Source organism: Parasphingopyxis algicola (assembly GCF_013378075.1).
In the GTDB taxonomy this organism is placed as follows: Bacteria; Pseudomonadota; Alphaproteobacteria; order Sphingomonadales; family Sphingomonadaceae; genus Parasphingopyxis; species Parasphingopyxis algicola.
Map to the genome: position 1 here is coordinate 2,803,180 of NZ_CP051131.1, position 25,599 is coordinate 2,828,778.

Consider the following 25,599-nt stretch of genomic DNA (forward strand, 5'->3'; position numbering starts at 1 on the left):
TGCAATCCGTTCAGAAGTTGAAGCCCACGGTTACACCATAGGTCCGCGGCGGGCCGACAAAACCCTGGGGTATCACGAGCGCATCGGTGACGCCCGATTCGAACAGGTTGGAGAAATATTCCTCGTCGCCGAGATTGCGCACCCAGATGCGGGCGTTCCAGGAATTGTCCGCCGCGCTGATGCCGGCGCTGGCGTTGAACAGGCTGTAGGCCTCCTGCGCGATACTGGCCCGGTTGAACACCGAGAAGAACTGGTCGCCGGTATATTGCCACTCCGCGCGGATGAACCCGTCGAGATCGTTCGACAGCGCGGTTTCGTAGGTCGCGGCGAGGAACGCCGTTACGTCGGGCGCGCGCGGCAGCTCGTTGCCCGCCAGATTGGACGTGACGAACGTCCCGCCCATGCCGTTGTCGAAGGTGCAATTGGCGGGATCGAGCGGCAGCGCGGGATTACGCGTGTCGGTCGTGCAGAACTCGTCGAACTCGGTATTGAGGATCGTGATATTGCCTTCGAGCCGGAAGCCCTCGACCGGTATCGCGACGAACTCGCCTTCGATACCCCAGATGGTCGACGAACCGGCATTGGTCGTCTGGGTCGCCAGATTGGTGACCCGGCTGAGCTGCTGATCGCGATAGTCGTAATAGAAACCGGAGAGGTTGAGCCGGACCCGGTTGTTCGCGAATTGCGATCGCATACCGATTTCATAGGCCCAGATCGTTTCCGCATCGAACGCGTTGAGCGGATTGTCGAGCAGCGAGAAGCCGCCCGATTTGAAGCCGCGCGTGACGGAGGCGTAGAAATTGAGATCGTCGGTCGGTTCGTACTGGACCACGAAACGCGGCGTCAGCGCGTCGAAGCTGCCGTTGCCGGTCTGGACGGGGAAGGTCGTGTCCCCCTCGAACAGCGGCGTCGCGAGCGTCGCATCCTTGGTTTCGTCGGAATAGCGAAGCCCGGCCGTTACCGTGACGTCGCCGAACGCGTAAGAGCCCTCGGCGAAAATGCCCCATGCCTCGGTTTCGTTGGTGCCGTCGAACACCACGGTGAAGCCGACGGGCGGAACGAAGGTCGGCCCGAGCGGTATCGCGTAGAGGCCGTCGGAATCCTCGGTCAGATAGAAGGCGCCGGCGATCCACTGGAACGGCCCGTCGCCGTTCGAGGCGATCTGGATGTCCTGGCTGAACTGTTCGGACTGGTCGCGCTGGAAATAGACGACGAGGAAGTCCGAAAGGCCGTCGCCGTCGTTGATCCAGTCGAACTCGATGTCGCGATAGGCGGAGACCGAGGTGATGGTGAAATCGTCGCCCTCCCAGGTCAGGCGGCCGGTGATGCCGGTCTGGTCCTGGCGATTGGCCTGTCCGACCGTCAGGCTCGTGAAACCCGGCGTCGCCGTTTCATAGCCCTGGCTCACCGTGCGCAGATCGCGCGGGAACACCGATGTCGGCGATTGCCAGGGGAGCGTATCGTCGGTGTACCAGAAAGCCGGCGGATTGGAGTCGTCGCGATAGATGTCGCCGATCAACTCGAGGGTCAGCCGGTCGCTGATGTCGAGGTCGATGCGTCCGCGCAAGGCCCACAGGTCCTTGGTATCGAGCTCGTCGAGCCCGCGGCTTCCAAGCCCCGGAAAGATATTCTCGGTAAAGCCGTCGCGTCGCGAATAGACGCCGGCGATGCGGGCGCGAATCCCGTCGGTGATCGGACCGGAAACCGCGGCTTCGGTCCGGATCGCGTCGTAATTGCCGTAGGAGACGCTGCCCCGCGCCTCGAATTCGTCGGTCGGCGCGCGGGATATCACGTTGATCACGCCGCCGGTCGCGTTGCGGCCGTACAGCGTCCCCTGCGGACCGCGCAGAACCTCCACCCGCTCGACATCGAAGAAATCGAAAATCGCGGTCGACGAGCGCGCCATGTACGCGCCGTCGACATAGACGGCGACGCCCGGATCGCCGCCGACCGTGAAGTTTTCGGTCCCGATACCGCGGATCACGGCCTTGCCGACGACATCGCGCTGCAGCACGAGTCCGGGTATCGTCGATGCGAGCGCCTCGGTGTCGTAGATATTGGATTGCTCGAGTGCCTCGCCCGTGACGGCCGAGATCGAAAGCGGCACGTCCTGCAAGGTGTCGGCGCGGCGTTCGGCGGTGACGACGATCGGCGCCACGCCTTGCGTCTGGAGAACCGGTTGCGGCGAACCGGATTGCGCCCCGCCGGTGCCCTGTGCGTTGAGCGCGGCCGGCATGGCCGTCGCCGCCATCAGCGCAGCCGCTATTTTCTTTTGATGGATCATGGGTTCCCTCCCCTATGTTTCTATTGTTGCGACCCGGGCGCCGACCGGGAGCGTTTCTCCTGTGTCGACGAGCGGGGTGATGACTCCGGCGAACGGGCTTTCGATCTCGATCGTCGTCTTTTCGGTCTCGACGGCGTAGATCGCCTGGCCGATAGCGACGGCGTCTCCGGCGGCCACCATCCATTCGACGATCGTGCCCTCCTGCATCGAGACCGCGCCCTTGGGCAGTTTGAGCGTCATGCGCGCCATCTCAGCGCCCCATGTCCAGCAGCGCGGTCGCGTGTTCGACGATTCCCGCGGCGTCTATGAAATAGGCGGCTTCGAGATTCTGCGCGAAGGGGATCGAGGCGTAGGGCGCGCCATAGCGCATGACCGGCGCCTTGAGCTGGCCGAACAGATCCTGCTGCAGCCGCGCCGCAAGCTCTGCGCCGAAGCCGCCGAACTCCACCGCCGGATGGACGATCAGCACGCGCCCGGTCTTTTCCGCGGAGCCGCGGACCGTGTCATAATCCAGCGGGACGATCGAACGCAGGTCGATCAGCTCGATGCTGTGCCCGGCTTCGGCGAGCTGCGCGGCGGCGCCCTCGGCTTCCTGCATGCCCCAGCTGTAGGAAATCAGGGTGAGGTCATCGCCTTCCTGCCGCACGGCCGCCTGTCCCAGCGGGACCGTGTAATGGCCATCGGGCACATCGCCCGGCGCGAAGAAGCAGCGCATCGCCTCGATCTGGATGCAGGGATCGGGATCGTCGATACAGGCGAGCAGCAGGCCCTTCGCGTCATAGGCGTTCGACGGCGCCACGATCTTCAGGCCCGGGATATGGGCGAACCAGGCTTCGAGCGACTGGGAATGCTGCGCACCGAAACTGCCGACATTCCCCGCGCTGAGCGAGCGGATGGTGATCGGCACGGTGGTGCGGCCGCCCGACATGTAGCGCAGCTTCGCCGCATGGTTGGCGATCTGGTCCATCGCCACCATCGCGAAATCGTTGACCATGATTTCGGCGACCGGCTTCATACCGCGCATCGACGCGCCGATGGCCGCGCCGACGATCGCCTGTTCGGAGATCGGCGTGGGGCGGACGCGATCGATACCGAAGCGCGTGGAAAGACCCAGTGTCGCCTTGACGATGCCGCCGGCCGGATCGTGGATATCCTCGCCGAGCAAGAACACGCTGTCGTCGCGTTCGAGCGCCACCGCCATCGCCTCGTTGACTGCCTGGCCGAACGGCATGGTGCGGTTCTCGCCGGTCGGCGCGATTGCTTCGCGCGGTTCGGCCGGGGCGTAGGGAATATCCGCCGGGCTGGCGAACACGTCTTCGCTCAGTTCCTCGAGGCCAGGGGCGTCGCTTTGCTGCGCGAAGGCTTGCGCATCGTCGACCTCGGCGCGCGCCTCGTCCTCGATCGCCGCCAGCTCGTCTTCGGTCGCGAGTTCCTCGTCCAGCAGACGCTGCCGGACCGCGATCATCGGCGCATCGCGCTTGGCCGCGGCGAGATCGTCCTGATCCATATGATCGATATCGGAGCCGAACGCATGGCCCTGGAGCCGCGGTGCGACGCATTCGAGCAAGGTCGGCCCGTCGCCGGCGCGCGCGCGGTCGAGCGCCCGCCGCGCAGCTTCGTCGATCGCGGCCGGGTCGGTCCCGTCGCAGCGTTCGCCCGGCATGCCATAGCCGGCCGCGCGCGCTGCAATCGATTCCGCGGCGGTCGATTCCGCGAAGCTCGTATATTCGGCGTAGAGATTGTTCTGGCAGACGAACACGACCGGCAGCGACCACAGCGCCGCGATGTTCAGCGCCTCGTGCACGGCGCCGATATTCGCCGCCCCGTCGCCGAAACTGCACACGGTGACGCGCCCGGTGCCCTGCATCGCTTCCGCCAGCGCGAGGCCGGAGGCGATCGGCGCGCCCGCCCCGACGATGCCGGTCGTCACCATAAGGCCGCTGTCCGGCGCGGTGAGGTGCATGGGCCCGCCCTTGCCCTTGCAGGTCCCGGTCGCGCGGCCGTAGATTTCGGCCATGATCTCGCGCATCGGCGTGCCCTTGGCGACGACGTCATGGATCACGCGATACGTCGTGACGGCAAGATCGTCCGGATCGAGCAGCGACATGATGGTCGCCGGGATCGCTTCCTGACCGCCGGCCGGATAATATTGGAACTGGAGGTCGCCGGCGGCGAGCCCCTGCTGGATGCGCTGGTCGCATTCGGCGATCCGCGTCATCGTGCGATAGATCGCGACAGCCCGTTCCGGCCCCAACTCCGCCAATGAACCCATCGAGCGCCTTCCTTTCGACGAAAGGGTCCCCGAAACGCGTTGACGAGTCAACGAAATCTATTTATCTATCAGAAGTTCTATAAATATGGATTTACGACATGGTATCGGTCAGCCAGTCCGTCACCCGCTGTTTCCAGCTTTTCGCGCTGTTCGCGGACCGGCAGACGGGCCTCACGGCAGCGGAGATCGCCGAGCATCTGAACGCGCCGAGATCGAGTTCGGCGGCGCTGCTGAAAGAGCTGTCGGACCTTTCGATGCTGAGTCTCAACCGGCGGACGCTGACCTATCTGCCGACCCTCAAATTCGCGCAGCTGGGAGCTTGGCTGACCAATCCGGCTCATTTTCCCGAGCATCTCGGCCAAGTCATGGAGGAACTGCAACATGATTGCGGCGAGACTGTCACCGCCTCCTGGCCGATCGAGCATGAGATGGAGATCATCCGCGTCGTCAAAAGCCGCAACCCGATCTCCTTCGTCGCCGAACTCGGGCAGCGGCTGCCGCTCTGGAGTTCGGCGGTGGGGACCGCTTTCCTCGCGTCGCTGACCAATGCGCAAATCGGCGCCCGCTGGGAAAAGGATCGCCGCCGGCTCGAAGCCATCCCCGATCTCGATGCGATCCTCGATCGGGCGGCATCGGCGCGGGCGGCGGGCCATGCAGCCGTTCATGGCGGCGTGTTCGAGGACGCCTCGGCGATCGCAACCCTGGTCGATTATGAGCTGGACGGACGCCCGCTGGTTGTCTCGATTGCCGGCCCGCGGGCGCGGATCGTCCGCAACGAGGCGGATCTGGGCGCGTTGATCGATACGATCCGATAGCCGCGCTCAGAAGCGGTATTTCGCGGACAGTTGAACCCTTTGGAGGTTACCCGACAATCCGGATTCGAGCTCACGGCGGGCGTACATGTATTCGACGCCGATATCGAGCGGCGGGACCGGGCTGTAGATAATGTTACCCATCGCGTTCCACACTTCGTCCGTCACGCCGAGGCCGGTCAGCGCGACGGGATTGTCGGCGCGGAAATAGCTGCCCGCGACGGTCGAGCGCAGTTCGTCGCTCCAGACGTGGCGGAAGGCGGCGAAGCCCGAATAGGTAAAGATCGGATCGAGATCGCCGTCGGGCGTGATCGCCGCGTCGTTGACGATATTGAGGCCGATATAGCGGCCCAGCCCGTCGCCCACCGTCGCCATGAAGCGGAAATCGTCGCGCGGGCCGATCGGCACCCGGCCGGACACGCTCACGCCATAGCCGAGCGCGCTGTCGGTCCCGAGGCCGAAATCGTCGTCCGATATGCGCAAGGTGCGCAGGATCCCGGCAACCGAAAGCCCGGCAAAATTGTAACGCGCGACGATATCGGGCAGCGTATCGTCGCCGGGCAGCACGCGGCTGCCGTCCGGCGCGGTTACCGTGGTCTCGGGTTGTTCGACCGCGATCTGCAAACCGCCATTGGTATAGCGGACCATCGGCTGGCGGACGAAGACCGTGCCCGGCGTCGTGCCGATGAAATCGAGCGTATCGGGCAGGGCGCCGACATTCTGGAAGGTCGACCAGGCCTGGCCCAGCAGCCAGTTGTCATAGGCGATATAGGCCTGGCGCACGCGCGGCGCATAGCTGTTCGAGATGCGCTCGTCGCCGCCGCCCGTGACCTGGAAATCCAGTTCTATATGCGACGTCAGCGTATGATCGTCGCCCACTTCGGTGCTCGTGTCGAAGAAGAAACGGGTCTGGCGAACGTTGAAGTCGGTGTCGAAACCGGACGCCGGCCCGCCGACCGGAATCGCCGCCGGAATGAAGAAATCGCGCAGGATGCTGCCGCCCGGAATCTGGCCGCCGCTCGTGCGCTGGGTCACCGCGTCGACCTTCACATAGCCGCCGAACGATACCTGTGTGCCGCCGACGCTGAAGCCGAGACCGCTTTCCTCCTCGGCCTGGGCCATCTGCGCCTCCATCGCGTCCGTCCGCGCGGTGACGTCCCGGGTCTCGGCAATGGCGCGCCGCGTTTCGGTGGCGATCAGGGCGTCCTGCTCGGTAATCCGTCCTTCCTGCCGGTCGATCCGCTCGATCAGCCCTTCGACCAGGGCTTCGAGACGGTCCAGTCGTTCGTCGACGCTGCTATCCTGTGCCGCGGCCGGCATGGCCGTCATCGCGGTGGCGGCGAGCAGGCCGGCCCGGAACAGGGCTCTCATCGCTGTCTGCATCTGTCTGTCCTCTCCAAGACGTCGCTGTCGGGAAAGGATGGCGGGCATCATGGGGGCGGCGAAATTGGCAATAGGTCTTAAGACCAATGTCGATATCCGATCTGGCGCGTTTTTCCGGTACGATCCTGCCCGTTGCGCCGCGATGCCCGCGACGGGCCGGCGAGAGAGGACGAGGAGAGGCGGACATGAATGTGCAAACGGCCGAGAGAAAAGACCCGAAAGCAGGAGACGGCGTCGTCGCCGCGCCGGACGACCCAGGCACGCATTGCACGCTGGCCGATTATGAGGCGCTCTATGCGAGCAGCATAACCGATCCCGACGGGTTCTGGGCCGGTCAGGCGGAGCGGCTCGACTGGTTCACGCCGCCCACGCGGATCGCCGGCTGGTCGTTCGATCCGGTGTCCATCACATGGTTCGAGGATGGCGTGCTCAACATCTGCCACAATGCCGTCGATCGCCATGTCGAGGCCGGACGCGGCGGCGATGTCGCACTCATCTGGGAGCCCGACGACCCGTCGGCCGACGGCCGCTCGCTGACCTATGCCGAACTGCAGGCCGAGGTCGTCTGCATGGCGAACGCGCTAAAGACGCTCGGCGTGAAGAAGGGCGACCGGGTGACGCTGTACCTGCCGATGATCCTCGAGGGCGCGATCGCGATGCTTGCCTGCGCTCGGATCGGCGCCGTCCATTCGGTTGTCTTCGGCGGTTTCTCGCCCGAGGCGCTGGCCGGGCGGATCGAGGATTGCGACAGCCGGTTCGTGATCACCGCCGATGCCGGCCGGCGCGGCGGCAGGACGGTGCCGCTCAAGGCCAATGTCGACGCCGCGCTCGATCACGCCGGCGTGGAGGTCGATGCGGTGCTCGTCGTCCGGCATGTCGGCGAGGATATCGCCATGCAGTCCGGGCGCGATCACTGGTATCACGAGATGGCCGGCGAGATGGCGGACAGTTGCCCGTGCGAGCCGATGGCCGCCGAGGACCCGCTGTTCATCCTCTATACGTCGGGCTCGACCGGCAAGCCGAAGGGCGTCGTCCATACCACCGGCGGCTATGCCGTCTGGACGGCGACGACATTCCATTACGTGTTCGATTACCGGCCCGGGGAGATTTACTGGTGCACGGCCGATATCGGCTGGGTCACCGGGCACAGCTATATCGTCTACGGGCCGCTCGCCAACGGCGCGACGAGCCTGATGTTCGAGGGCGTTCCCAACTATCCCGATCATGGCCGCTTCTGGGCGGTCGTCGCCAAGCACAAGGTCAACATCTTCTATACCGCGCCGACCGCAATCCGCGCGCTGATGCGCGAGGGCGACGATCCGGTCAAAGCGCATGACCGCTCTTCGCTGCGGCTGCTCGGCTCGGTCGGCGAACCGATCAACCCGGAGGCCTGGCGCTGGTATCACGACACGGTCGGCGACGGCGAACGGCCGATCATGGACACCTGGTGGCAGACCGAGACGGGCGGCATCATGATCACCACCTTGCCCGGCGCGCATGCCATGAAGCCGGGCAGCGCGGGCCGACCCTTTTTCGGCATCCAGCCGCAACTCGTCGACAATGAGGGCGCGGTGCTCGAGGGCGCGACCGAGGGCAATCTTTGCATCACGGCCAGCTGGCCGGGCCAGGCGCGCAGCGTCTATGGCGACCACGAACGGTTCGAGCAGACCTATTTCTCGACCTATCCCGGCAAATATTTCACCGGCGACGGCTGTCGGCGGGACGAGGATGGCTATTACTGGATCACAGGCCGGGTCGACGATGTGATCAACGTTTCGGGCCACCGGATGGGTACCGCCGAGGTCGAAAGCGCGCTCGTGCTGCACGACAAGGTCGCCGAGGCCGCGGTCGTCGGCTATCCGCACGATATCAAGGGCCAGGGCATTTATTGCTATGTCACGCTGAACAGCGGCGAAGAGCCCGGCGACGCGCTGGCGGCGGAACTCAGGCAGCATGTGCGCAGCGAGATCGGGCCGATCGCGACGCCCGACTGCATCCAGTTCACGCCCGGCCTGCCCAAGACCCGCTCGGGCAAGATCATGCGGCGGATTTTGCGCAAGATCGCCGAGAACGAGTTCGGCTCGCTCGGCGACACATCGACGCTCGCCGATCCCGACTTGGTGGACGGATTGATCGAAGGACGTCAGAACCGGTAGCCATGACCGCGCCCGTCATCATCGCCGACGATCACCCGCTCTTTCGCGGGGCGCTGCGGCAGGCGGTGGAGGGGACCTGGCCCGATGCCGAAGTGATCGAGGTGGCGACGGCCGGGGCGGCGCGCGAGGCGGCGGACGAGGTTGCCGCTCAATTGCTGCTGCTCGATATCCATATGGCGGACAGCCGGGGTCTTTCGGCGCTGCTCGATTTCCGCCAGGATTTCCCGGCCATGCCGGTCGCGATCGTCTCGGCGAGCGAAAGCGCGGCGGTCTGGAAAGCCGCGATGCAGCTTGGGGCCTCGGGTTTCATTCCCAAATCCGCCGATCTTTCGGCGATGAAGGACGCGCTCGCGGCCATCGGCGCCGGCGATGTCTCATTCCCCGACGATGACGGTGCGGCGGATGCCGATCTCGAAATCTACGACAAGCTTGCCAGCCTGACGCCGGCCCAGCGCCGGATTCTCGGCTATCTCAACCAGGGCCTGCTCAACAAGCAGATCGCTTTCGAGATGGATATCACCGAGGCGACGGTGAAGGCGCATCTGACCGCCCTGTTCCGCAAGCTCGGCGCGGTGAACCGCACACAGGCGGTGCTGATCGCCGGCAAGCTCGATGTGGACGAAGCGGCTACGGACCTGGCGCGCTAGAGCATGATCATGTCAGCTTGAAGCACCGTCATTGCGAGCTTAGCGAAGCAATCCAGAGCCGCTTGCGATATCGTTTGCGGCTCTGGATTGCCGCGTCGCCTTCGGCTCCTCGCAATGACGGTTCATGAAAACTGATGGTGGTCTAGGCGGTCACCCGTTCCGCGACGAGCCGGCTCAGCAGTGCTCGCAACACCGCGGCGGGTACGGGTTTCAGCAGCCGCTCGGCCCCGATCTCCTTGGCTGCGGCCTCGGTCAGCGCGCCGTCTTCGGCGGTTAGCAGGATGACCGGAGGGCGGGCGCCCCATTGCGCGCACAGCGTTTCGTACAGGCTGTCGCCGGTCAGATCGTCATCGAGCCGGTAATCGATCACCACGAGATCGGGCTGCGCCTTCCCGACAGCGTCGGCTTCGCCCGCCGCGGTCTCGCAGTCGACGCGCCAGCGCTCGAACAGCGCGAGAATCGCCTCGCGCGCCGCCGGATCATTGTCGATGCACAGGACATGCGTGTCCGCCAGTGCGACCGGTGCGGGCGATGCCGTTATCGACGCCGCCGGCGGTTCGGCGGCTTCGAACCGCGCGGGGAGCGTCAGACTGAAACAGCTGCCGCGACCATGGACCGACTGCACGGTCACATCGACGTCCAGCAGATCGGCGATGCGCCGGACGATGGCCAGCCCGAGCCCGAGGCCGTTCGCGCCCCGTTCGCCGGCAAAGCGCGAAAACTCGTCGAAAATCTGCGCCTGAAGATCGTCCGGGATGCCGATACCGGTATCGGCCACGGTGATCGCGATTCCGTTGCCATGCCGCCGGCAGCCGACCAGGACCCCGCCGCTGTCGGTATAGCGCACGGCGTTGGCCGTGAGATTCTGGAATATGCTCAGCAGCAGGCCGCGATCGGTTTCGATCCAGGCGCTCGACCGCACGGCGCGAAACCGCAATCCCTTCGCCTCGGCCCGCGCGGCGAATTCCGACTCGATCTCCTCGATCAGGTCGTTGATCGGAAAGCGGGTCGGGCGCGGCTCGAGGCCGCCGCCGTCGAGCTTGGAGATATCGAGCAGGGCGCGGAGCAGCTGGTCGGCGGATCCGATCGAGCGATCGATCCGCTCGAGCAATTCGCGCGCCTTGGCCTCTTCGAAGCCGTCACCGCCGCCAATCTCTTCGGCCAGCGCGGAGCTGAACAGGCGCGCCGCATTCATCGGCTGGACGAGATCGTGGCTCGCCGCCGCGAGAAAGCGCGTTTTCGACCGCGTCGCGCGTTCGAGCGCCCGGTTGGCCGCGACAAGCTGCTCGGTGCGCTCCGCGATCTTCGCTTCCAGCGCCAGTTCGGCGAGGCGGTCGGCGGTGATGTCGGTATAGCTCGTCACATAGCCGCCATCGGGCGCGGGGCGGCCCTGGATGCGCAGATACCGGCCGTCGGGCTGTTCGCTTTCGGCGCTGTGACCGCGTCCGGCCCGCAAATGGGCGATCCGCCGTTCGACCTGGCGCTCGCACTCCGCGCCTGCGAGACCCGCCTTGCGGAGATTGAAGCGGATCAAGTCGGCGATCGGCCGGCCGGCGGTGACGAGATCTTCGGGATAGCCGAACATCTCGACATAGCGGCTGTTCCAAGCCGTCAAGCGCAGCTCCCGGTCGACGAGCGAAACGCCCTGGTCAATATTCTCGATCGCGATTTCGAGCGTGTCTGCGCTGAACTGGAGGCGTTGGGAGGTCTCCCCGAACATCGCGACGACGTCTTCGAGCGCAAGCGGATCGCCCTCGAGCGTGGAGACGACCAGCGCCCGGGCCGAGGAGGCTCCCAATATCCCCGATATCTGGCGTTCCACGAGCGCGGCGATATCCGCATCCGCCGGGTCGGAATCGGCATAGGGCCTGGCACTGCTGACCCGGAGCGCGTCGATCGCCGTGCGGCTGCGTTCGGGCCCGGCGATCTCGGCGAGCAGCAGGCGGAGGTCGGCGACCCGGGCATTGGTCGATAGGCTGGCCGCGCTGGCGGGCGTCGGGCGCGGGGATACGAAGGCGGCGGCCTGGGTGCGGTCGACAAGGTTCGCCTCGCCGAAGAGCGAGAAGAGAAAGAGCAGGGCGATATTTGCGCCGAGACTGATCAGCACGCCGGAAACCAGCACGTCATCGCCGATCATCACCGGCGGCGGGGCGTCGAGATAGGCGGGAATGAACAGCAGGGCGAGCCAGGCGGCGAAGCCGGCGATCAGCCCCGCGATCATCCCGATGCGGTTCGCGCCGCGCCAGTACAGTCCGGCGACGAGCCCCGGCGCGAACTGCGCGGCGGCCGCGAAGGAGAGTACGCCGAGTCCGGCGAGCAGGGTCGCCTGGTCGATCGAGCGGTAATAGAAATAGGCGAGCGCGAGCAGTGCGGCGATGGTCGCGCGCCGGATCCGCAGCAGCGCCGGACCGATCGGTATGTCGCGCCTGCCGCGTCGTATCCGTCCGCGATAGACGAGCGGCACGACGATATCGTTGGTGATCATGCCCGACAGCGCGATCGTCGCGACGATGATCATGCCGGTCGCCGCCGAAAACCCGCCGATGAACGCGAAGATCGCGAGCCAGTCGGCATCGAACCGGAGCGGCAGCACGAGCACCGTCATGTCCGGGCTGACGGTGCCCGGCGGGAACAGCGCGACGCCGGCCATGGCGATCGGAAACACCGCGATCGAGGTCAGCAGGAGATAGGCCGGGAACACCCAGCGCATCGCGCGGTCGGGCCGGTCGGTCTGCGCCTCGACGACCGTCATATGGAACTGGCGCGGCAGGCAGAGTGCGGCGCAGGCCGCGATCAGCACGAGTACGGCAAACCGCATGTCGATCTGCGAAAGGCTGAAGATCGGCGTCGGCGCAGCCGCGGTAACAGCCGTCGGCTCGGCGAGCAGCAGGATCGCCGCGAATATCGCGACCGCGCAAAGCGCCAGCAGCTTGATCGCCGCTTCGAGCGCGATGACGAGGACCATGCCGCGATTATGCTGGGTCAGGTCGATCCGGCTCGTGCCGAACAGCACCGCGAACACGGCCATCGCTGCGGTGACGGCGAGCACGACATCGTCTGTCCGGAAGGTCGCCGCGATATCGGGCGACAGCGCGAGCAGGGTCTCGCCGACCGATTTGAGCTGCAGCGCGATATAGGGGAGCGCGCCGATCGTCGCGATGATCGTCACCAGCGCCGCGATCGATGCGCTCTTGCCATAGCGCGCGGACAGGAAATCGGCGATCGAGGTGCTGTGCTGGGCCTTGCCGATGCGCAGGACCCGGCGGACGATTGGGTAGCCAATCGTGAACAGCAGGATCGGGCCGAGATAGATGGGCAGGAACTGCCAGCCGGTCGCGATCGCCGACCCGACCGCCCCGTAAAAGGTCCAGCTCGTGCAATAGACGGCGAGCGACAGGCCGTAGACCCAGCCTATCCGCCGATCGCTCCAGCGCATCCGGCCGAGATCGCCGGCATGGGCAAGCAGGAACAGCCCGGCGCAATAGAGGACCGCCGTTGCCAGCGCGATCCAGATCGCCATAGTTCATCCTCTCCGTCCGCCGGCTTCGCTGTCCGGCGGATCGCCTGCAACCTTATCGCCAAAGCCCCGAAATCCCAAACAAAAGGGGCGGCTGTTGCCAGCCGCCCCTTCCTGCATCGGCACGGGGGGAGGGTTAATGTGCCGAGGCCGTTCCCGCGCCGCGCGGCACGCGGATCGAATCGATCAGCTGCCGAACCTCGATCGGCGGGCTCGCCGTCATCCGCGAGACGATGATCGCCACCGCGAAATTGAGCAGCATGCCAATCACGCCGATGCCTTCCGGCGAAATGCCCAGGAACCAGTTGGCCGCGACATTGGCCTCCGGGCTCCACAGTTTGAAATAGGCGATGTAGAGGAAAGTGAAGGCGAGGCCTGTCACCATGCCGGCGATCGCCCCCTCCTTGTTCATGCGCTTGGAAAAGATGCCCATGAAGATCGCCGGGAACAGCGAGGCCGCGGCCAGCCCGAAGGCGAAGGCCACGACCTGTGCGACCCAACCGGGCGGATAGATGCCCAGATAGCCGGCGACGAAGATCGCCGCCGTCGCCGCGATCCTGGCCGCCATCAGCTCGCCCCGCTCGCTGATGTTCGGTTTGAACGTCCGCTTGAGCAGGTCGTGGCTGATCGAGGAGGAGATGACGAGCAGCAACCCCGCCGCGGTCGAGAGCGCGGCGGCAAGCCCGCCGGCGGCGACCAGCGCGATCACCCAGCCGGGCAGGTTGGCGATCTCCGGATTGGCGAGCACCATGATGTCGCGATCGACATAGACCTCGTTGGTGCTGTCGGCGTTGGGCGCATTGTCGACGAGCCGCTCGCCCGAAGGCCCGGTTTCGCCGGTAAAGTTCGGCGATCCGGCAAAGGGCTCGCCGCTGCGATATTGCATCACACCGTCGCCATTCTTGTCCGAAAAGGCGATGAGGTCGTTACTCTCCCAGTTGCTGAACCATTCGGGTGCATCCGCGTAGCTTTGCTCGTTGACCGTATCGATGAAATTGATCCGGGCGAACGCGCCGACCGCCGGGGCGGTGGTGTAGAGCAGGGCGATGAAGACCAGTGCCCAGCCCGCCGATTTGCGGGCGTCGGACGCTTTCGGCACCGTGAAGAAACGCACGATGACGTGCGGCAGCCCCGCCGTTCCGATCATCAGCGCGGCGGTGATGCAGAACACGTCGATCATCGACTTGGAGCCCTCGGTATAGGGTCCGAAACCGAGATCCTGGAGCACCATGTCCAATCGTTCGAGCACATACATCCCCGATCCGTCATTGACGGTCGATCCGAGGCCCAGTTGCGGGATCGGGTTGCCGGTGACGAGGAAGCTGATGAAGAAGGCGGGCACCATATAGGCGAAGATCAGCACGCAATATTGCGCGACCTGGGTATAGGTGATGCCCTTCATCCCGCCGAGCACGGCGTAGACGAAGACGATGCCCATGCCGATGATGACGCCGAGATTGATCGGCACGTCGAGGAAGCGCGAAAAGACGATTCCGACACCGCGCATCTGGCCGGCGATATAGGTGAAGCTGATGAAGATCAGGCAGATCACGGCGACGACGCGCGCGGCCTTCGAATAGTAACGCGTGCCGATGAAATCGGGCACCGTGAACTGGCCGAATTTGCGCAGGTACGGTGCGAGCAGCAGGGCGAGCATTACATAGCCGCCCGTCCAGCCCATCAGGTAGACCGAACCGTCATAGCCGAGAAAGGCGATGAGCCCGGCCATCGAGATGAAGCTTGCCGCCGACATCCAGTCGGCCGCTGTCGCCATGCCGTTGACGACCGGATTCACCCCGCCGCCCGCGACGTAGAATTCTTTGGTGGATCCCGCGCGCGACCAGATCGCGATGCCGATATACATCGCGAAGGACAGTCCGACGAACAGGTAGATCAAGGTTTGCGTAGCCATTGTCCTTATCTCCTAGTCGTCGAGGTCGAAGGTGCGTTCGATCTGCTTCATGCGGATCGTGTAGAAGAAGATCAGGACGATAAAGACGTAGATCGAGCCCTGCTGGGCGAACCAGAAGCCGAGCGGGTAACCGCCGAGCGAGAACTGATCGAGGAACGGCCGGAACAGGATGCCCGCCCCGAACGAGACGATGAACCAGATGCTCATCAGGGTGACGAGCAGCCGGATATTGGCCTTCCAATAGGCCTGTTCGGTATCGTTCGTGACATGATCGTCTTCGCCGGAAGTTCGGCTGCTATCGTCGGACATCGTCTACCCCTCCTGTCGTTTTTTCGCCCGGGAGCGGCGTCCCGGGATTCCATCCTCAGTCTCGAAGGCTAGTCGATAGCGCGCGTTTTGACAGCGCGACTTTGGTCTAATGGGAATTTCTCCGGCCTAACGGGCGAGGAGATCGCCGAGCCGCACCGGCGCGTCGCCGCGTTTCGCGCGCTGGGCGAGGAACAGCTCGGCGCATGCCAGAGCGTCGGTCAGCCCGTCATGCGCGCGATAGGCGGGCAGGCCGTGGCGCGCGCGCAGCTTGCCGAGCCGCAAGCCGTCCGCCGCGCGCGTCGCCGGATACCAGCGCTGTTCGAGCTGCATGGTGCAGATAAACGGCGCGACGAACGGCGCACCGAAACAGCGGCGGCAGGCGGCGTCGAGAAAGCCGCGCTCGATCTCGGCGAAATGCGCGACCAGCGGCGCGCCCGCCAGCGCGGCGAGCAACGTTGCGAGCGCTTCGGCTTCGGCAAGACCATCGGCCGCTTCATCGTCCATGATCTGGTGGATGACGACGCTTTGCTCGCTGAGTCTGCAATCGGGCCGGAAGCGCAGCCGCCCGGCCGTTGCGGCGCGGATGGTGCGAGACGTCAGGCCGACCCAGCCGGCCTCCAGGATCGCATCCTGCGCCGCATCGAGCCCGTCGGTTTCGAGATCGATCGCGATCATCTCGACAGCGTCTGCATCGGCCGCAAAATCCGGCGGGTCGATCGCGTAGAAATCCTCGAGCGGCGTGCCCTTCGCGCTCGCCGCGGCGCGGTTGCGCTGGCGCTCGAACCGCCCACGTCTGCCGAAAATCATGTGATGCCGCCGGCAAAGGCCCGGCCGACGGCGTCGAGCTGCTCGCGGATCACCTTGAACGCATCCTTCAGATGCTCGCGCTCGAACCGCGACAGGCCGGCCGGAGCGAGCTTGTTGGTCGGCTGCTCGCCGTTGCGGATCTGATCCGCCTGGTGGCGGAAGCGGATGCCGCGCACGAAGTCGAAACAATCGGTCAGATCGGCCGCCGCCTGTTCGCCTACCACGCCCTCGCTTACCGCCGCGGCCAGCCGGGCCTTGCTGTTCGCCTCGGCAATCCCGCCCGCCAGTGCGTAGACGCGGGCGATATCGACGATCGGCGCGATGGCCTGGTGCTTGAGATCGAGCACATCGCCTTCCCGTTCGTCATGATCGAGCAGGAATGTCCGGAAGAAACCGAGCGGGACGCGGTTCTTCGCGGCGGCGCGGGCGATGAAGGACAGGAAGATCCCGTTGTCGCGGGCCCTTGCATAGATATCGGCGCGCAATGCATCGACGAGACCGGTGTCGCCCGCGATGCCGCGCAGATCGAAGAAGATCGTCGCATTGAGGATCGCGTCGGGATCGGGCGTGGTGATCCAGCCGTCATAATCGGCCATCCAGTCGGCGGTTCCCTTCCGGTATCGCGGATTGGTCGCCATGATGTCGCCCGGGCAATAGATATAGCCCGCCGCGTTCAGCCCGTCGCTGAGCCGCGCGGCGAGTTCGGAGAAATAGGCATCGTGCGCGGTCGGATCGTGGCCCTCGCCGAAGACGAAGCCATTGTCCTGATCGGAGCCGAGCGCCTGCTCCTGCCGCGCCAGCGAACCGAATATCGCGAGTGCGAACGGCGAAGGCGCCGGGCCGAGCGCGTCCTGGGCCAGGGTCAGGAGCCGCTGATGCGCCGCTTCGCCGATCGAGGAGACGAAGCGCGAGATATGCTCGGCATCGACGCCGGAATCGACGAGATGGATCAGCGCCTGGGGCAGCCTTGCCGCCGCCTCGGCCACCGCGTCGGCATCCCCTGCTCCGCGCACGCGGGATACGACATGGACGGCGCTGGTCCCGAAGCGGTTGAGTAGATCGCTGGCGCCGAGCACGCCGATCAGCGCATCGTCTGCCCCGGTCACCGGCAGATGATGGATATTCCGCTCGCTCATCGTCAGCATCGCGGACAGCATATCGTCATCGGCGCCGACGGTGACCGGGTCGGCGGTCATAATGGTTTCGACCGGTGCATCCGGAGAGCGGCCTGCACCCAGCACCCGCCGCCGCAGATCCTTGTCGGTCACGATCCCGACGAGCCGGCCGTCGGCGATCAGCGGCAGGGTGGACACATCGGTCTCGGTCATCAGCCGCGCCGCATCGCGGATCGGGGTTTCGGGATGGGCCGAAACTACGTCCCGGCGGTGCAGAAGCTGGCCGACCTGCGTCTGCACGGCACCGGAATCGCCGCCGTTGCGTATCGTCTCGAGCCGCTTCACCGCCCGTCTGAGCCGGCTGTTCTCGTCGGCGATGAAAAAGCTGCGGAACGCCTCGCTTTCCCGGTTCAGCGCGTGGAAATTCTCCGCCGGAAGCCGGTACAGCAATGTATCCTCGAGCGCGACGACCGCGTTGCGCGTGATGCCGTCGCGCAGCAGCGACGGATAGCCGAAACATTGCCCTTCGCCGAGCCGCGCGCTCAACTCGGTGCCACCGAGCCTCAGTTCGACGGCGCCCGAGCGCACGATGCCGAGATGTGCGTTGGGCGCGCCGGCTTCGATGATGTCAGAATCCCTCGGGAAATAGCGGATCTCGATCGCCCGGCTCAGCGTATCGCGCAGGGGCGCGGGCAAGGCGGCGAACGGTTCGTGCCGCGAGAGAAAGGACGCGATTTCTGCAATTTCCATCGTCGAAGCTCCCACCCTCTCACTAGCACGATGACCGGTAAAGGGTATCGAGACCTTCGTATGCGTCATGGGAGCAGGTGTCGGAACCGGGCTGGCCCCATCCCGATCGTGCCGGACGGGAGAGCCGGGGGACCTCTTGCGCCATGCGTCGTTACGGGCGCATAACCTCCGGCAAAAATCGGGGAGGGCGCAATGATAATGAAACGCACACTGCAAAGGACGAGTGCCGCGCTGGCATTGTCGGCCATGATCCTGTCGGCATGCCAGTCCGGCGAGCAACAGCAGACCCCGCAGCAGCTTGCGAATTCGGCGGACGGCGGGACGGCGGCCTGTCCCAGCCAGGTCTATTGGGGCGACACCCATCTCCATACCGCCAACAGCGCCGATGCGGTGTTCAACGGCGTCCGGTTGACGACGGAGGATGCACTGCGGTTCGCGCGCGGGGACCAGGTCCGTTCGACCACCGGCCTCGACGCGCAACTCTCCCGGCCGCTCGATTTCCTCGTGGTGTCGGACCATGCCGAGGTCATCGGCATCGGCCGACGCATCGCGGAGGGCGATCCCGAACTGATTTCCGATCCAACGATCCGGCGCTGGCACGAGATGATGAACGAGAGCCTCGAGCAGTCGACGCGGGCGGCGCGCGAACTCATCGTCGGCTATGCTCAGGACACGTTACCCGAGCGGCTGGCCGATCCCGAGCTGGCGCGCGAGACGATTGTCTCGACCTGGCAGGAGCATCTGGAAGCCGTCGAGCGCTATAACGAGCCCGGCACCTTCACCAGCTTCATCGGCTATGAATATACCTCGATGCCCACCGGCAACAATCTGCATCGCGTGGTGATGTTTCGCGACGGGACGGACGTGTTCGGCGACACGCTGCCGTTCCCGGCCAATCAGAGCCAGGACCCGGAAGACCTTTGGGCCTATCTGGCCGCCTATGAGGAACGGACGGGCGGTCGGGCGATGGCGATTCCGCACAACGCCAATCTTTCCAACGGCCTGATGTTCGCGATGACCGATTTCGAGGGCGGCCCGCCGACCCGCGACTATGCGGAGCGGCGCCAGCGCTGGGAGCCGATCGTCGAAGTCACCCAGTTCAAGGGCGACGGCGAAGCCCATCCCACGCTTTCGCCCGACGACGAATTCGCCGATTTCGGCAATACGGGTTGGGATACCGCCAATCTCGACGCCTCGGCGCCGAAAGAGCCCGGCATGTTCGCCGGCGAATATGCGCGCGAGGCGCTGAAGCGCGGCCTGCTCCTTGAATCCCTGCTCGGCGTCAATCCCTTCCAGTTCGGGATGATCGGGGCGACCGACAGTCACACCGCGCTGGCGACCGGAGACGAGGACAATTATTTCGGCAAGTTCGTCGCCGACGAACCCAATGCTAATCGCGCGGCAAGTTCGGTCGGCGCGGCCATCCGGGGGCGGGTCGGCTGGCAGTATCTCGCCGGCGGCTATGCCGGTGTCTGGGCCGGCGCCAATTCGCGCGCGGCGCTGTTCGATGCGATGGCGCGGCGGGAGGTCTATGCGACGACCGGGCCGCGGATGACGGTGCGGTTGTTCGCCGGATGGGGTCTTTCGGAGGCCGATCTCGGCGCCGACCCGTGCAGCCTTTACGATCGCGCCGTGCCGATGGGGGGCAATCTGGCCGGTACCGGCGAGGCGCCGCGATTCCTTGTCACCGCGCTCATGGATCCGGAAGGCGCCCATCTCGATCGCATCCAGATCGTCAAGGGCTGGCTCGATGCCGATGGCGAGTTGCAGGAGCGGGTCTATGATGTCGCCTGGGGCGATGCCGACGAACGGAGCATCGATGCGGAGGGCAATCTCGCGCCGGTCGGCAACACGGTGAATCTCGAAACGGCGACCTATGAAAACAGCATCGGCGATCCGGAACTCCGGATGGTCTGGACCGATCCCGATTTCGACCCGTCGGAGCGCGCCTTTTATTATGTCCGCGTGCTCGAAATTCCGACGCCGCGCTGGCCCGTCTATGACCGCCTGCGCTTCGGCGCCGACATCGATCCGCAGACGGAACTGGTCGCGCAGGAGCGCGCCTACAGCTCGCAGGTCTGGTATTCGCCGGAAGCCTAGTCGATGGAAAGCCGGTGGCGGTCCCTGGCGCGCGAGCCGCTCGTTCACTTTCTCGTAGCGGGTCTGTTGCTGTTCCTCGTCCTCGGCCGGTCGGATGCAGTCGATTCCGGCAGCCGGACGATCATCGTCGACGAAGACAGGATAGCGCGGCTGTCCGCGAACTGGGAGCGTATCTGGCAGCGTCCGCCGACCGCGGAGGAGCTGGATCGGGCGATCGAGGCCCATGTCCGCGAGGAAATCTATTACCGCGAGGCACTGCGTCTCAGCCTCGACCAGGACGACATCGTTATCCGCCGCCGGCTGCGGTCCAAGATGGAATTTCTCGCCCGGGCGACAGCGGAATCCGAGAGTCCGGACGAGGCGGTACTCCGCCAATGGCTGGAGGATCACGCCGCGCTCTACGCGCCGGATGCGATAACGAGTTTCGATCAGGTCTATCTCGGCGAGGACGGCGAAGCGGACGATGTCCTGCGGCGATTGCGGCAGGGCGGCGATCCGGCGGCACTGGGCGCGCCGATATCGCTGCCGCCGTCCATGGCCGACGCCAGCCGTTCCGAGATCGAGCGCCGGTTCGGCGCGGCTTTTGCGCGCGCGATCGATTTGGAGCGGATCGGGGAGTGGCAGGGGCCGGTCCGTTCGGGCTTCGGCCGTCATCTGATCCGCGTGACGGCGCATGAAACAGGCGACCCGCCGGCGCTCGCCGATGTAAGGCAGCGGGTCGAGAATGACTGGCGGGCCGCGACCCTCGCCGAGCGCGAGGAACAGGCCTATGCGCTTTTGCGGACCCGCTATTCGGTCGAAGTGGCGGACGTCGATTGAAGTATCTCGTCCCGGTCCTCGTCTTGCTGCTCGCGTTGCTGCCGACCGCCGCATCGGCCGACGAGATGCGGCCCGGCTATCTCGATTTCACCCAGAAAAGCGACACCCGGTGGCGGCTGAACTGGAAGGCCCCGTTCGGCAACGGCGGGGCGCTCGCGGCGATACCGGTGGTCCCGGCCGGCTGCACGATGGGCGAACCCGTGCGGACGCCGTCGGCGCGCGCGATCGTGACCCGGTGGCCGGTCGAATGCAGCGGCCCGGTTGCCGGGCGGAGGACCGGTCTTGCCAATTTCGAGGCCGGCCTTGTCGATGTGCTGGTCCGCATCGCGCCGCTGGACCGGCCGGTGCAGGCGTTCCGGCTGACGGCAGCAGAGCCGCTGGCGGTCATCGCCGAACGGCCCGGTCGGTGGCAGGTGGGGCGCGCCTATCTCTTTCTCGGCGTCGAGCATATCCTGTTCGGTTTCGATCACCTGCTGTTCGTGCTGGCGCTCGTGCTGCTGCTCAAGGGCGGCTGGACGATCGCCAAAACGGTTACCGCCTTCACGATCGCGCACTCGATAACGCTGGTCGGCGTGACGCTCGGCCTTTTCGGGCTCCCGCAGCGTCCCGTCGAAGCCCTTATTGCCCTGTCGATCCTGTTCCTGGCGGTCGAGATCGTCAAAAGCCGCGCCGGCGACGCGCCGCGCCTGTCCGAACGGATCCCTTGGCTCGTCGCCTTTCTGTTCGGCCTGCTCCACGGTTTCGGTTTCGCAGGTGCGCTCGCTGAAATCGGGCTGCCGGAAAGCGAAACGCCCATGGCGCTGCTGGCATTCAATCTCGGCGTGGAACTGGGCCAGCTCGCCATCGTCTTCGTCGCGCTTGGCATGCTCGCAATGGTCGATCACGTTGCGCATGCCGGTGCCCAGCCGGCGAAACGGTTTGCCGCCTACGCGATCGGCATCACGGCCAGTTACTGGTTCATCGAACGCACATTCGCGTGAGAGGCTGGCTGCGCCTCCGAACGGGAAAGCACGACAGGTATCGCCTGGGTTTGCTCGCGATTTCAACGAGTCACCGCAAAAGGCGGTTGGTCGCCCGGCGATTTTTCTGTAGGACGCTTGGGTGGTCGGCCGTTGCCGTCCACGCCGGGCCGCATCAGCGTGTGAGGACGTGACAGCTTGATGCCCAGATTGCGCCTGATGCCGGCGGCCCTGCTGGCTCTGGTCACCGCCATACCCGCCCAGGCCGATCCGGTGCCGCGCGATGCGCCGCTGTCCGGCCGCGTCATCTCGGCGCGCGGCGGCGAGACCGCGATCCTCGTGCCGTCGCCGAGGGTGCGGCGGCTCGAAGTCCGGCAGAATCTGAAGGCCGGGGACGTCATCCGCACCAATGCGCGCGGCGCGCTCGCCATCGTCTTTGCCGATCGGACACAGATCCGGCTCGCGCGCAATTCGGTGCTGCGGGTCAACGCCGTGCGCCGCGGTTCGCCGTCCTCGATGACATTGCGCCGCGGCCGGGCCTGGGGGCGCACGCCACGCGGGGGCGGCTCCAATCTGTCGGTCGAAACGCCAGCCGCGACTGCCGGTATCCGGGGCACCGAATGGTCGATAACGGCCGATGAGGGGCAGACGTCGCTGCAGGTCTTTGCGGGCGAGGTCGAACTGTTCAACGATCAGGGCAGCGTCGCGGTTGGCGCGGGCGAGGCGGCCAGCGCACTGCTCGGCCAAGCGCCGACCCGGGTCGCGCTCGTCAATCCCGTCGGGCGCGAACAGATGCTCTATTTCCTCGCGCTCGAGGACGGGCTCGACCTGTTCGCCGGCGAAGATGTGCCCGGGCTTGCCGAGGCGCGGCGCGGCGACCGGGACGCCGCGCGCGCCGCGATCGACGCTGCGGGCGGACCGCGTGACGAGGCCGTCGCCGGTTTCGTCGATTTCGTCGTCGCGATCCGCTCGGGCGAGGATCGGGACATACCGCCGCTCGATGAAGGTGATCCTGATTCCTACGCCGTCCGCGCCTATATCCAGAGCTTCATCGGCGAACTCGATCGGGCACTGGTAACCGCCGATGCGGGGCTGGCCCGTTTCCCCGACGCGGCGCGCCTTTACGAGATAAAGGCGCGCGCGGCTTTGCTGCTGGGCGACGCCGATACGGCAAGCGCCGCAGTCGCCGCAGCGCTAGCGCGCGACCCCGACGATGCGGCGGCGCTGGCGCTGCGGGCCGAGATCGCCGCCGATTATCGCGGCGAACCATATCGCGCCCTGGCCGATGCCGAACGCGCGGTGGCGCTCGATCCGGACCGGCTGCACAGTTACCAGACGCTCAGCGATATCCGGCTGGAACGCGGCGGGCGGCGCGAAGCCATGCGCGCCATCGACGCCGCGCTGGAACTCGATCCGGCGAATGCCGCGCTGCATGCCCGCCGCGCGCTGATCCTGCTCGATCAGGGGCGGATGGCTGCGGCGCGTACCGCGATCGACCGCGCGCTCGCGCTCGACCCTTCGCTGTCCATCGTGCGGACGTCGCTCGCCGAATATCATCTGCGCACCGGAGACCCTGAACAGGCGCTTGAAGAAGGGCTCGCCGCCTCGGCCGACAATCCCGCCTATGCGCGCGCGCTGATCCAGCTGGCAGAAATCTATTACCGGCTCGGCGACAGCGCATCGGCCGCGCAGCAGCTCGACGCGGCGGACCGGCTCGACGCCAACAGCCCGCTGACCCCGCTTGCCCGCACCGCGATCGCGCTGCACCGCTATGCCGCCGACGACGCGGTTGCCGGCGCGGGCGAGGCGCTCGATCGGTTCCGCGCGCGCGGCGGCGTCTATTCCAATCTCTCCGAAAATCGCGAGACTGGCAGTCTGGTGTCCCAGGCCTTCCGTTTTCTCGGGCTCGAGGGCTGGGGCCGTTATTATGCCGACCGGGTCTTCGACAGCTTCACCCCTTCCAGCTATTTCGACCAGGCGCTGAACCAGACGCCGGGCCCGTTCGTCGTGCGCGACGCCGATGGCAGTTTCGACGCCGGCGCCGCCGAAGATCTCGACCAGCTGTCGAGCTTCCTGCAGGGGATCGCGCTCGATCCGCTGAGCGTCGCAAATTCCGAACGGCAGCTTCTGTTCGACAATGGCGATTTCTTCGAAGCCGAACTCGGCGCGTCCTATCTCGCCGAAACGCTGCGGGAACGCGTCACGGCGCACGGCAGCGTCAACGGCATCGTCACCGCGCCGTTTCCGATCGGCTTCAATATCGATGTCGACTATACCGATTTCGGCGATGCGCGGCGCCGGCCCGATCTCGACTTCTTCTCGCGCGGCGATGGCGGCGAGGACCTTGCGGTCGAAGCCTTTGCCGGGTTCGAGCCGGGCCCGCTTGACCAGGTGGCGCTCAGCCTGACCTATGAACGCGAGCGGGAACGCGCCGAGACGCAGGAACTCACCTTCCTTGCGGACGACGGGTCCGCCGACCCGCGCGAGCTGGAGCGCACCGACAACCGCTTCGCCTTCGGCCTGTGGAGCCATGAGTTCGGCTATCGCAGCCGCAGCACGATCGCAGCCGGTTACGGCACGATCGGCGAAACCGTCGAAGACTATAATGTCAGCTCGCTGGCGCCGCTTCCCGACCGGATCACGATCGACGAGATCGACTTTTCCTATGTGAGCGCGAATTTCGCCCAGAGCTTCGGCTTTCTCGATCTGCGCACGGGGATCGAATATGCCGATCTGACCGTCGCCGACCGCAGCTTTCCGTTCGACGCCGATATTCCGGCGACGCGCGACCCGGACGATGTGCCGAACATCAATGCCGAGGTTCGCGAACTGCGCGGGCATATCGATCTGCGCTATCGCGCGGCCGACTGGCTGATCGTCCAGGGGCAGGCGGAACTGGTCGATGTCCGCCTGAGCGGCAATGTCGACGGCGGGGTCACGCTGTTCTCGAACGACCGGACGCGCTTCAATTGGCGGCTGGGCGGCGCCATAGAGCCGGGCGAGGGGCAATGGGTCCGTTTCGCCACCTTGCGGGAAACCGAATCGCTCTTTCCGCTGAGCTTCCGCCCGGTCAATGTCATCGGCCTCAAGGCGAATATCGCGCCGGCCGCCGGCCTGTCGCGCTCGCGCAGCCATATCGTCCGCTGGGACGCGCAGTGGACCGACCGGTTCTTCACGGCGATCGAATATCAGGACCAGCGGTTCGCCGCCGTCGACTATACGATTCCCGACTTGCGGATCGATGCCGAGGGCGGTCCGGTGACGGTCCGGCGGCTCGGCGCGGAGATCAACTGGTGGCCGGGCGCGAATATCGGCCTGCGCGCCGCCTATGCCTATACCGACAGCGCCATTCGCGGTTCCTTCGCGACCGGGCTCAACGCATCGCAGGCGCTGGGCGGCGGTTTCGGCTGCAGCACGGCCGATATCGGCGGTTTCGAATGCCGGTTCGAACCCGGCGACCGGCTCCCCTTCGTGCCCGAGCATGTCGCCCGGGCCAGCCTGACCTGGACGGTGCCGGCCCCGTTTCGCCTGCGCACGATCCTGTCGGGCAATTTCGTCGGCGGGCAGAGCGACGACATCCGGACGCCGCTCGACGACTATACGACGGTCGATCTGCGCGTCGAATGGGAACCGCTCGACCGCCGCTTCCTGTTCTCGGCCGCGGCTCTCAACCTGCTGGATGAGGATTATGAATCCGCCACGGCCGTTCCCGCGCCCGGCTTCACCTTGCTGCTCTCCGCAGCCGTCCGCTTTTAGC

At 65.8% G+C, this 25,599-nt stretch carries 16 protein-coding genes; 7 read left to right on the forward strand and 9 right to left on the reverse strand.

The window, feature by feature from the left end:
- Positions 1-10: 10 nt before the first annotated feature.
- The 3 genes from HFP57_RS13950 to HFP57_RS18210 are packed head-to-tail and all read right to left on the reverse strand — an operon-like array spanning position 11 to position 4,556.
- The gene (locus HFP57_RS13950; RefSeq protein WP_176870355.1) at positions 11-2,284 is read right to left on the reverse strand and encodes a TonB-dependent receptor; all 2,274 of its coding nucleotides are present in this window, start codon (positions 2,282-2,284) and stop codon (positions 11-13) included.
- 12 nt (positions 2,285-2,296) lie between these two features.
- Positions 2,297-2,533 carry a lipoyl domain-containing protein gene (locus HFP57_RS13955; protein WP_176870356.1) on the reverse strand — a complete coding sequence of 79 codons (237 nt, stop codon included), beginning with the start codon at positions 2,531-2,533 and terminating at the stop codon, positions 2,297-2,299.
- A gap of 1 nt (position 2,534) precedes the next feature.
- Positions 2,535-4,556, reverse strand: a complete 2,022-nt coding sequence (locus HFP57_RS18210; RefSeq protein WP_176870357.1) for an alpha-ketoacid dehydrogenase subunit alpha/beta — start codon at positions 4,554-4,556, stop codon at positions 2,535-2,537.
- A 98-nt stretch (positions 4,557-4,654) separates the two neighbouring features.
- On the opposite strand from HFP57_RS18210, the gene HFP57_RS13965 reads away from it, so the two are divergent.
- Positions 4,655-5,371 carry an IclR family transcriptional regulator gene (locus HFP57_RS13965; protein WP_176870358.1) on the forward strand — a complete coding sequence of 239 codons (717 nt, stop codon included), beginning with the start codon at positions 4,655-4,657 and terminating at the stop codon, positions 5,369-5,371.
- 6 nt (positions 5,372-5,377) lie between these two features.
- Here the strand turns inward: HFP57_RS13965 and HFP57_RS13970 are convergent, their stop codons facing one another.
- Positions 5,378-6,739, reverse strand: a complete 1,362-nt coding sequence (locus tag HFP57_RS13970; protein WP_246263172.1) for a DcaP family trimeric outer membrane transporter — start codon at positions 6,737-6,739, stop codon at positions 5,378-5,380.
- 197 nt (positions 6,740-6,936) lie between these two features.
- On the opposite strand from HFP57_RS13970, the gene acs reads away from it, so the two are divergent.
- Together acs and HFP57_RS13980 are read left to right on the forward strand one after the other, a co-directional pair.
- Complete coding sequence (acs, locus tag HFP57_RS13975; protein ID WP_176870359.1) at positions 6,937-8,907, forward strand: acetate--CoA ligase; 1,971 nt, start codon at positions 6,937-6,939, stop codon at positions 8,905-8,907.
- A gap of 2 nt (positions 8,908-8,909) precedes the next feature.
- Complete coding sequence (locus HFP57_RS13980) at positions 8,910-9,554, forward strand: response regulator (protein WP_176870360.1); 645 nt, start codon at positions 8,910-8,912, stop codon at positions 9,552-9,554.
- Positions 9,555-9,696: 142 nt separating this feature from the next.
- Here the strand turns inward: HFP57_RS13980 and HFP57_RS13985 are convergent, their stop codons facing one another.
- From HFP57_RS13985 to HFP57_RS14005, 5 genes are all read right to left on the reverse strand, one after another.
- The gene (locus HFP57_RS13985; protein WP_176870361.1) at positions 9,697-13,074 is read right to left on the reverse strand and encodes a hybrid sensor histidine kinase/response regulator; all 3,378 of its coding nucleotides are present in this window, start codon (positions 13,072-13,074) and stop codon (positions 9,697-9,699) included.
- A gap of 133 nt (positions 13,075-13,207) precedes the next feature.
- Positions 13,208-14,983: a sodium:solute symporter family protein gene (locus HFP57_RS13990; protein ID WP_176870362.1), complete on the reverse strand. Its 1,776-nt coding sequence runs from the start codon at positions 14,981-14,983 to the stop codon at positions 13,208-13,210.
- A 12-nt stretch (positions 14,984-14,995) separates the two neighbouring features.
- Positions 14,996-15,292, reverse strand: coding sequence for a DUF4212 domain-containing protein (locus HFP57_RS13995; RefSeq protein WP_176870363.1), 297 nt, complete (start codon positions 15,290-15,292; stop codon positions 14,996-14,998).
- Between the two features lie 126 nt (positions 15,293-15,418).
- Positions 15,419-16,099, reverse strand: coding sequence for an exonuclease domain-containing protein (locus tag HFP57_RS14000; protein WP_176870364.1), 681 nt, complete (start codon positions 16,097-16,099; stop codon positions 15,419-15,421).
- Positions 16,096-17,964 (reverse strand): putative nucleotidyltransferase substrate binding domain-containing protein, encoded by a 1,869-nt coding sequence (locus HFP57_RS14005; RefSeq protein ID WP_176870365.1) that lies wholly within the window; start codon positions 17,962-17,964, stop codon positions 16,096-16,098. Before HFP57_RS14005 ends, HFP57_RS14000 begins: the two co-directional genes overlap by 4 nt.
- 198 nt (positions 17,965-18,162) lie before the next feature.
- On the opposite strand from HFP57_RS14005, the gene HFP57_RS14010 reads away from it, so the two are divergent.
- The 4 genes from HFP57_RS14010 (at position 18,163) to HFP57_RS14025 (ending at position 25,598) form a co-directional block, all read left to right on the forward strand.
- Positions 18,163-20,064 (forward strand): DUF3604 domain-containing protein, encoded by a 1,902-nt coding sequence (locus HFP57_RS14010; protein WP_176870366.1) that lies wholly within the window; start codon positions 18,163-18,165, stop codon positions 20,062-20,064.
- 3 nt (positions 20,065-20,067) lie between these two features.
- Positions 20,068-20,883: a peptidyl-prolyl cis-trans isomerase gene (locus tag HFP57_RS14015; protein WP_176870367.1), complete on the forward strand. Its 816-nt coding sequence runs from the start codon at positions 20,068-20,070 to the stop codon at positions 20,881-20,883.
- On the forward strand, positions 20,880-21,863 hold the full coding sequence (locus tag HFP57_RS14020; protein ID WP_246263173.1) for a HupE/UreJ family protein: 984 nt from the start codon (positions 20,880-20,882) through the stop codon (positions 21,861-21,863). The genes HFP57_RS14015 and HFP57_RS14020 overlap by 4 nt, the downstream gene beginning before the upstream one ends.
- 180 nt (positions 21,864-22,043) lie before the next feature.
- Positions 22,044-25,598 (forward strand): FecR domain-containing protein, encoded by a 3,555-nt coding sequence (locus HFP57_RS14025; RefSeq protein WP_176870368.1) that lies wholly within the window; start codon positions 22,044-22,046, stop codon positions 25,596-25,598.
- The last annotated feature ends 1 nt before the right edge of the window (position 25,599 follow it).